Source organism: Acidithiobacillus sp., assembly GCF_023255755.1.
GTDB lineage: Bacteria > Pseudomonadota > Gammaproteobacteria > Acidithiobacillales > Acidithiobacillaceae > Acidithiobacillus.
The window spans coordinates 1-6095 of sequence record NZ_JAGDVS010000077.1 but is presented as its reverse complement, the minus strand read 5'-3'; the positions used below and the strand labels follow the sequence as shown (position 1 = coordinate 6095).

General features: G+C 61.2%; 5 protein-coding genes. 4 read left to right on the top strand and 1 reads right to left on the bottom strand.

Features of this window, described 5'->3' with window-relative positions:
* The coding region (groL, locus tag Q0C48_RS05180) for a chaperonin GroEL (protein WP_291522161.1) at positions 1-1312 on the top strand (1312 nt) is incomplete at its 5' end.
* Positions 1313-1454: 142 nt separating this feature from the next.
* Here the strand turns inward: groL and Q0C48_RS05175 are convergent.
* Positions 1455-1895, bottom strand: a complete 441-nt coding sequence (locus Q0C48_RS05175; RefSeq protein ID WP_291522159.1) for an Hsp20/alpha crystallin family protein — start codon at positions 1893-1895, stop codon at positions 1455-1457.
* A 349-nt stretch (positions 1896-2244) separates the two neighbouring features.
* Here Q0C48_RS05175 and Q0C48_RS05170 point away from each other — a divergent pair, with 349 nt between their 5' ends.
* From Q0C48_RS05170 to Q0C48_RS05160, 3 genes are read left to right on the top strand one after another with little or no spacing between them, the layout of a single operon-like run.
* Positions 2245-2814 (top strand): phosphoribosyltransferase family protein, encoded by a 570-nt coding sequence (locus Q0C48_RS05170; RefSeq protein ID WP_291522157.1) that lies wholly within the window; start codon positions 2245-2247, stop codon positions 2812-2814.
* A 10-nt stretch (positions 2815-2824) separates the two neighbouring features.
* A complete protein-coding gene (sat, locus tag Q0C48_RS05165; protein ID WP_291522155.1) occupies positions 2825-4498 on the top strand; it encodes a sulfate adenylyltransferase in 1674 nt (557 codons plus the stop codon).
* A 35-nt stretch (positions 4499-4533) separates the two neighbouring features.
* Positions 4534-6060 carry an NFACT RNA binding domain-containing protein gene (locus Q0C48_RS05160; protein WP_291522153.1) on the top strand — a complete coding sequence of 509 codons (1527 nt, stop codon included), beginning with the start codon at positions 4534-4536 and terminating at the stop codon, positions 6058-6060.
* Positions 6061-6095: the final 35 nt, after the last annotated feature.

The window sequence follows — 6095 nt, the reverse complement described above, 5'->3', positions numbered from 1 at the left end:
GAAGCGCGGCATCGACAAGTCGGTCATCGTCATCGTCGAAGAGCTGAAGAAGCAGTCCAAGCCCTGCAAGACCCAAAAGGAAGTGGCTCAGGTAGGCACCATCTCCGCCAACTCTGACGACTCCATCGGCAAGATCATTGCCGAAGCCATGGAGAAGGTCGGCAACGAGGGCGTCATCACCGTGGAAGAAGGTTCCGGCCTCGAAAACGAGTTGGACGTCGTCGAAGGTATGCAGTTCGACCGCGGCTACCTCTCCCCTTACTTCGTCAACAACCAGGAAAAGATGGTTGCCGAGTTGGAGAATCCCTATATCCTCCTGCACGACAAGAAAATTTCCTCCATCCGTGACATGCTGCCCATTCTGGAGCAGGTCGCCAAGTCCAGCCGTCCCCTGCTGATCGTCGCTGAAGATGTCGAAGGCGAGGCGTTGGCCACTCTGGTCGTCAACACCATGCGCGGCATCATCAAGGTCGCTGCGGTCAAGGCCCCGGGCTTTGGTGATCGTCGCAAGGCGATGCTCGAAGACATGGCCATTCTCACCGGCGGCCGCGTGGTCTCCGAAGAAATCGGCATGAAACTGGAAAGCACCACCCTTGCCGACCTCGGTCAGGCCAAGAAAATCGTCATTGACAAGGAAAATACCACCATTATTGATGGTGCTGGCCAGCAGAGCGAAATCAAGGCCCGCGTCGAGCAGATCCGTCGTCAGATGGAAGATGCCAGCTCCGACTACGACCGTGAAAAACTGCAGGAACGGGTCGCCAAACTGGCCGGCGGCGTTGCGGTCATCAAGGTCGGTGCCGGTTCCGAAATGGAAATGAAGGAAAAGAAGGCACGTGTCGAAGACGCCCTGCACGCTACCCGTGCAGCTGTCGAGGAAGGCATTGTCCCCGGTGGTGGTGTGGCTCTGGTCCGCGCCCGTCACGCCCTGGAGAAATTCAAGGCTGCCAACCATGACCAGGATATGGGTGTGGCCATCATTCGTCGCGCCATTGAAGAACCTTTGCGGCAGATTGTGGCTAACGCCGGTGGTGAAGGCAGCGTTATTCTGAACAAGGTGGTCGACGGTAAGGATGGTTATGGTTACAACGCCGCCACCGACGAATATGGTGACATGTTCGAAATGGGCGTCATTGACCCGACCAAGGTTACCCGCACCGCGTTGCAGAAGGCCTCCAGCATTGCCGGCCTGATGATCACCACGGAAGCCATGGTCACCGAACTGCCGAAGAAAGACGACAAGTCCGGCGGCGACATGGGTGGCGACATGGGTGGCGGTATGGGCGGCATGGGTGGTATGGGCGGCTTCTAAGCCTTACTCCCCGACGTCTGTAGCGTCAGAAAGCCGGCCCCTTCGCGGGGGCCGGCTTTTTTGTAGGTCATGAGTTTCACATCAATCGAATTCTTACCGTGGCGTAACGCTCTGTACGCCCGCCGGCGATTTGTTGGAGCGCCTACTCCACTTTCACTTCAATGGCCTTATGCTTCGTTTCAGCACTTTTTGGCACCTGGAGATTCAGCATGCCATCCTTAAACGTGGCTTTGATCTTGGTTTCATCGACATTGTCAGGCAGCGTAAAACTACGGACAAAGCTTCCGTAGTACCGCTCGACTCGATGGAACTTTTTCCCTTTTTCTTCCTTCTCCTGCTTCCTTTCCCCCTGGATGGTCAGCACCCCATTGTCCACGCTGACTTTGACATCTTCTTTCTTGACCTCGGGTATTTCCGCCTTGATCACGAACTCATTGGCGGTCTCGCTGATGTCAACGCGGGGAGACCAATCACCCGTTGTCATGAGTTCCTGACCCCGGTTAGAAGGCCAACCCATCGCCCTTATGTAGCGATCGAACATATCGTCGATTTCACGCAGCGGTTCCCATTTAATAAGTGCCATGATATTGCTCCTCAGTTATGCGGGACTCGTTTACCTTATTGGATAGCCCGCGTTCCATCCAGTAAGGATTTCATTTTTGAGCTCAAGCATCATTCAGACGGCTTAAGGGCCGCCGAACCAATGTCGCCCAACTTTTTCACCGGCAATACAGAACACGAAAAAACAGTCACTTAACCACTTCACTGCAATCTATACCCGTTCATACGGCCACACAACCCGACCTGTGATTCCGAGCAACCAAACAACAGGGGAAAACGCCCGTGCTGCAGCAGAGCAACAATAATAGACGATACCCCCAAGCTACCCACCCCCCTTCCCCTGTGGCAGAATGCGCATAAAAGGAGCATTCATGACCCACACCGATAGCCACAGCAGCACCTACCCCCTCCACATCAACGGGGTGCAGCGCCACCTCCCCCTTTTTAAAGTGCAGCCGGACCTGGCCATCGCCGTCCTCAACATCCTCGGCGATACGGAACTGACGGAGGCCGCGGCCCACGCGCTGAACGGGCGCATGGCGGAACGCTCCTACGACGTGATCGTCACTGCCGAGGCCAAGAGTATTCCCCTGGCCTACGCCTTGTCGGTGCACAGTGGGCGTCCCTATATCGTCCTGCGCAAGAACTACAAGTCTTACATGGGCGAGGCTTTGTCCACCGAAACCCTGTCCATCACCACCGGCAAGCCCCAGACCCTGTATCTGGATGCCAAGGATCGCGCGGCGATCAGCGGCAAACGGGTGGCGCTGGTGGATGACGTGGTCAGCACCGGATCGACCCTGGCGGCCATGCGCGCGCTCATGGCGCAGGCCGATGCGGAGATTGCCGCCGTCGCAGCCATTTGTACGGAAGGCGACGCCACCCAGTGGTCGGATGTGATCGCCCTGGCGCACCTGCCGCTCTTTCCGCTCTCCGCGTAAGGACCGGTCCATGTCCATTCCACCGGTTCATGTCCTGACGGCGCGCCAACGCTGCGATCTGGAGCTGTTGCTGACCGGCGCTTTTGCTCCGCTGGAAGGTTACCTGGATGCAGCGGACTGGCAGTCCGTGCTGCAGGATATGCGCCTGGGTAATGGCGCGCTCTGGCCTATTCCCGTGGTGCTCGACATCAGCGAGGCGCTCGGCCAGTCTTTGGCGGCAGGGGACACTTTGCGCCTGGAGCGCAGTGATGGCACGCCCCTCGGGTCCGTTGCCGTCAGCGCCTGCTATCGTCCGGATAAACTGCTGGAGGCCGCGGCGGTTTATGGGACGACCGACCCCAGCCATCCGGGCGTGGCCGAGTTGCTGGCGCGCGGCCCTTATTATGTGGCGGGGTGCGTGTCAGCCTGGGATGCGGACACCCTGACCCGCGCCGCCGCCGTCGAATTTCCGCCCGAGTATCAGACCCCGGCCATGCTGCAAAGGCACTGGAGCGGAACGCATCCGGTTGTCGCCTTTCAGACCCGCAACCCCCTGCATCACGCCCACATTGCCGTGACCCAGGCCGGGCTGGAACAGGCCGGGGCGGGTGCACGTCTGCTCCTGCACCCGGCCATTGGTCCCACCAAACCTGGCGATGTGGAGGCGTCCTACCGCATGCGCGTGTACCGTGCGGTGCTGGGCCATTATCCCCAGGCGACTGCCCTGCTCTCGGCCCTGCCCCTGGCCATGCGCATGGCCGGCCCGCGAGAGGCGCTGTGGCACGCGCTGATTCGCCGCAACTATGGAGCCACCCATTTCATTATCGGTCGCGGTCATGCCGACCCTGGCGCAGCGGCGGGCGGTCTGCTCTACCCGGCCTTTGCGGCACAGGAGCTTTTTGCCCGGCACGCCGATGAGATGGGTATTGCCGGCATTTTTCTGCCCGAATATGCGTATTCCCGGACCCGGCGCCGTTATGTACCGGTGGAAGAGGCCAACGGCGAGACCCTGGCGGGCATTTCCGGTACGGAGTTGCGGCGGCGACTGGCCAGCCGGGAGGACATACCCGAATGGTTCTCCCCACCGGAGGTCATTCAGATATTGCGCCAGGCCTACCGCGGTGCGGACCGGCGCGGACTGGTCATCTGGTTTACCGGACTGTCTGCCAGCGGCAAAAGCACTCTGGCGGGGATGCTGGCCCGCACTCTGGAAGCGGATGATGAGCGCGCCGTGACCCTGCTGGATGGCGATGTGGTGCGGCGTTTTCTGTCCAAAGGCTTGAGTTTCAGCCGCGAAGACCGCGACGAAAATATCCGCCGCATCGGCTTCGTCGCCAGTCTGGTGGCACGCCATGGCGGCATTGCGGTAGTCGCTGCCATTTCGCCCTATCGTCAGGCCCGCGCCGATGCGCGTCGTCTGGTGGAAGAAGCGGGTGGTCTATTTATCGAAGTCCATGTGGCCACCCCGCTGGAGGTCTGTGCCGAGCGCGATCCCAAAGGCCTTTATGCCAAGGCCATGCGCGGCGAAATCACCGGCTTTACCGGTGTGGACGACCCCTACGAGGCGCCGGAGCGTGCGGAGTGCGTACTGGACGCCAGCCTGCAAAAGCCGCCGACCGCGTTGGCGACACTGATGGGAGTGCTGCGCAGCTTGGGCGCGGTGACGGATAAGGCGGTCGTGATCGAGGCGCGCAAAGAGGCATGAGCACGTTGCCAGTGCGCGCGGCTTAGCTTCGACAGATGGACACTTTGCAACTCGCAGCCGCCGCCCAGTGTTTGGACAGCCAGCTCGCGCAGCAGGCCATCCAGGGCATCAGCGACGCGCCGGGCGGGATATATCTGCACACCGCCAAAACGCATCTTGCGCTGATCGTGCAGCGTGCCCCTCTGGGGCTCTGGCAGGATACCGCATTCCATAAGCCGGGCGCCCTGACCACCTGGAGCAGCCCGCTCAATCAGCGTTTGGCGGGTTTTCGCATTCAGCGCATCAGCGTGCCCTGGGCGGATCGCATCGTGCGCATGGATTGCAGCCGCGTCCATATCAGCAAGCGGGTGGACCAGGTCAGTCTGATTGCCGAATGCTTTGGCGGACGCGGCAATATCGCCCTGCTCGATGAGACGCAGCATATCCGTTGGGCCTGGCGTTGGGACAGTCTCGACGGCAAAGCCGCGCCGCGCTTTCTGCCTGGCATTGTGTATGTTCCGCCGGGAGACAGCCTGCCCTTTGCCCAGCCTTTACCCAGTGCTACCACCTGGCTGCGCCGCGTCGCACCCCGTTATCGCCCGCAGCATACGGCCGAGCAGCAGGCCATGCAGGAGGCCTGGTCGCAGCGCGCAGATCCCTGCGCGCCCTGGTGGCGGTCTTCGGCGGAAGCCCGTAAACCCGTCCTCTACCCCTTGCCCCTGCCCGACTGGGCGCCGATGCAGGAGATTTCGGCACAGGAGGCGCTACGCTTTGTGCTCCCTGCCGCTCACCCGGAGCCCTCAGCACAGGAACGTGCTCTCGCCTTGCAGCGGGAACGTCTGCAGCACCGCATCCAGAAAATGCGCCAGGACATGGCGCGCTGGGAGGACCCGGAGGTGTATCGTACCCAGGCATTCGCCCTCTTCGCCCTGCCCGACACGATGGCGTCAGACACTCAGATCAGCGCCCCGGACCACACCAGCGCAGCGGGTGCGCTCCTGACTATTGCCGTAACACCGGGCAAGTTTCTGCACCGGCAGGCGCAGTGGTATATGCAGCAGGCGCAACGCAGTCAGCGCGCACAGCGGGAAATCACCAGCCGCCTGCAAGAGGCAGAGAAGCTGCTGGAACGCCTTGCGGGTAGCGAGCCACAGCCACCGTCCTTGGATGGTTCGGCAACCCACACGTCGCCCGCGTCAGGAAGCCTGGCCAAAAAAGAGAAACCGGAGGATGCTACATTCAATCAAACCATCATCGACGGCTTCACGATCCTCTGGGGTAAAAATGCCAGGGAAAATGACCGCCTGACCTTTCGCACGGCCAAACCCTGGGACCTGTGGTTTCACATTCAGGATTTAGGCGGCAGCCATGTGGTGCTGCGCCGGGAGAACAGTCAGACGCCGGTGCCCGAGCCGGTGCTCGCCGCCGCCGCGCGCATTGCCCTGCAGCAAAGCCAGTCCCGCGCCATCAGCGGCGAGGTGGACTGGACGGAAATCCGCCACGTCCACCGCAAACCGAGCGGCGGGCCCGGACAGGTGACCTACCGCCACTTCCAGAGCATCCGCGTACGCCGCGACGGCTGATCGCTGCCTAGCAGTCTGTCGGACTTTCACGGGCC

What these genes read in the sequence shown, in the direction of transcription:
- Q0C48_RS05170 (WP_291522157.1), top strand. Translation starts at nt 2,245, where the DNA reads ATGACCCACACCGATAGCCACAGCAGCACCTACCCCCTCCACATCAAC.
- Q0C48_RS05175 (WP_291522159.1), bottom strand. Translation starts at nt 1,895, where the DNA reads ATGGCACTTATTAAATGGGAACCGCTGCGTGAAATCGACGATATGTTC.
- sat (WP_291522155.1), top strand. Translation starts at nt 2,825, where the DNA reads ATGTCCATTCCACCGGTTCATGTCCTGACGGCGCGCCAACGCTGCGAT.
- Q0C48_RS05160 (WP_291522153.1), top strand. Translation starts at nt 4,534, where the DNA reads ATGGACACTTTGCAACTCGCAGCCGCCGCCCAGTGTTTGGACAGCCAG.